Origin of the sequence: Vannielia sp. (assembly GCF_029212645.1) — a bacterium.
GTDB lineage: Bacteria > Pseudomonadota > Alphaproteobacteria > Rhodobacterales > Rhodobacteraceae > Vannielia.
This window is the reverse complement of sequence record NZ_JARGND010000053.1, coordinates 1-2,495: the sequence shown is the minus strand read 5'-3', so window position 1 is coordinate 2,495 and position 2,495 is coordinate 1. Positions and strand designations below refer to the sequence as shown.

Annotated in this window: 3 protein-coding genes; 1 reads left to right on the top strand and 2 read right to left on the bottom strand. The window is 65.0% G+C overall.

Going from position 1 to position 2,495, the window contains the following annotated elements:
- Positions 1-58: 58 nt before the first annotated feature.
- On the bottom strand, positions 59-871 hold the full coding sequence (locus P1U55_RS13790) for a trypsin-like serine protease (RefSeq protein WP_301048200.1): 813 nt from the start codon (positions 869-871) through the stop codon (positions 59-61).
- Between the two features lie 199 nt (positions 872-1,070).
- Between P1U55_RS13790 and P1U55_RS13785 the strand changes: the two genes are divergently transcribed.
- Complete coding sequence (locus P1U55_RS13785; protein ID WP_301048199.1) at positions 1,071-1,724, top strand: hypothetical protein; 654 nt, start codon at positions 1,071-1,073, stop codon at positions 1,722-1,724.
- A gap of 36 nt (positions 1,725-1,760) precedes the next feature.
- On the opposite strand, the gene P1U55_RS13780 is transcribed toward P1U55_RS13785, so the two are convergent.
- Positions 1,761-2,495, bottom strand: a 735-nt coding sequence (locus P1U55_RS13780) for a heterodisulfide reductase-related iron-sulfur binding cluster (protein ID WP_301048198.1), incomplete at its 5' end; no start/stop codon positions are given.

Here is a 2,495-nt window from a genome sequence, read left to right as displayed (position 1 = left end):
GCAAGCGGCGCGGTGGCCACGGCAAGCGCAAGCGCCACCCGAATGAAGGCGCGGGCGATCATGGCTTGACGAACCGCGCGCCGATCTCGCGCCGCTCGGTGCCAACAAAGGCATGTGTGCCGCCAGAGTTCATCACCCCGCCAGCGCCTTCCGCCATGGCATCAAGCACCGGGGCGAGCGCGGCATCAAGGTCGGTCGCCAGGGCGATCGGCTGGCCTTCCAACGTGGCTTTTGCCGAGATCACCGAAGCCACCCGCGCGCCGCTTTCGCTGACCACAAACACCGGCGCACCGGAACTGCCAAAATCAACCGAACAGGTGAGCATCAGCACCCCGGCGCGGCGCTCCATCACCTTGCAGCTCTCCTCGAATGACGGGGCCTCAGCCCGGTCTTGCGCATAAGACACCACACCAACCGCATCCCCCGAAGCGGGGGTTTGCGCGGTTTCAAACGGTGTCACACGCAGGTTGCGGATCGGGCGATCAAGCTGCAACAGCGCCAGATCATCCGAAACCCGGTCCATCCGGTCACGCCCTTCATAGCGGTACTCGGGGTGGGCCACCGCACGGCGCACACCGCGATAGGCCTCGGCCCGCCCGTTGCGCCACCCGGCGCGAAACTCGATGTCGCCCGGATCAACCAGGGCGCCACTCCGGGGATCAAACAGGCAATGCGCCGCCGTCAGCACCATATCAGGCGCGATCAGCGTTCCGGTGCAAAAGGCGCTGTTGCCCATGTCGAGCCGCCCCACGGCCTCCCAGCCGCGCCCCTCGTCGCCGGTCGTCAGGCTGCGCAGCCCCGTGGATTGCGCAAGAGCAGGGGCAGCCAGCGCCAAAAGGCCAAGAACAACTGAACTGAGAATGCGGCGCATGATGGCCCCTCGTATGCGTTTCCCCAGAGGTAACAGCCGGATTGGGCGAATTTGTGGCAACTCGTGCCGATTTTCCGGGCGGCCTCTCAGGCGTGAATAAACCATGAGCCGCACGCCAAGCCTGTTGTGCGGCACGCCCCTCAGGGCGAAACTGCCTCCATTCATTTCGCCAAAAGACCATTTTTTCGGGAGATCCACCATGTCCGTCCACCAAATCGTGCAGCGCCGCCGCGATGCGCTGCTGAACCACTTTTGCAACAACGGCAACATGCCCGCCCTGCTCGCCGTGCCCTCAGCGCAAACCCTCGGCCAGATCACCTTTATCGACGGCTTCGATGACAGCCACGAGCAAGAGAAACTGGGCCGCCGCCGCACCAGCTCGGTGCTCATTCACCGTGGCCCCGGCGACCGCGATAGCAACACATCCCTCTGGGTTGCCGCTGGGTATTCCGGCTACGCCCGCGCCTATCGCGCCTTCCTCAAGGAGGTTTACGGCGTCACCGCCACCTCAAACGATATGGCCCCCTATAACGTCGATCACCTGCTCAACCGCGCCCGCGCCCCTGAAAGCAGCGCCTTCGTGCGGGTTGAGGCGATTTCGGGACCGAGCAATCAGATATGGGGGGCGATTTACGAGGCCAAAGCCTCCAATCCAGAGATCCGCAAAAACCAGCAGGGGTATCGCTATATGAGCCTCACCATCGCCGCCAAGGTCGCAGGCTTCCCGCCGCCGCGCAGCGCGGACGACACCGAGGCCTGCGCCGCGATTGAAGATTACTTCATCCAGCGCGGCCAGCCCGAGGCCACCACGCGCGGCGCTGTTGGCCAGATGCTGGGGCGCGATATGGGCTAGGCGCTGCGGCGTTTTTCACGGGGCCACCGGGGCAATTCAGGCCCCGGCCTCGGCCAGTGCGGCCGGCTTCGGCCCGCCGGTCGCCCAATCAAGCAGTTCGACCGTGTGGACCACAGGCACCCCGGTGCCCGCGCCGATCTGCACCATGCAGCCAATGTTGCCCGCCGCGATCACATCAGGAGATTTTGCCTCCAGCGTTGCCACCTTGCGCCGCTTCAACTCCCCCGAAATCTCCGGCTGCATCAGGTTGTAGGTGCCCGCCGAGCCACAGCACAAATGGCTGTCGGCAGGTTCCACCACCTCAAACCCCGCCGCCTTGAGCAGCGCCTTGGGATGGGAGGTGATCTTTTGGCCGTGTTGCAGCGAACAGGCCGCATGATAGGCCACCTTCATCCCCTTCGGGTGCAACATCTGCGCAAACTCAGGCGCATCCCCCACCAGCTCTGCCAGCACCTCGCTCACATCCCGCGCCAGGGCCGAAACCTGGGCCGCCTCATCGGCCAACGGCCCCTCGCGGAACATATAGCCATAGTCCTTCACCGTGGTGCCGCAGCCCGAGGTGTTGATCACGATGGCATCCAGCCCCTCGCCCTCGATCTCCGCCATCCACGCCCGGATATTGGCCGCCGCCGAGCCATGCGCCTCGGCCTCGCGCCCCATATGGTGCGTCAACGCCCCGCAGCAGCCCGCGCCCTTGGCCACCACAACCTCACAGCCCAGCCGGGTGAGCAGGCGAATGGTGGCATCGTTGATATCGGTGTTCAGCGCCTT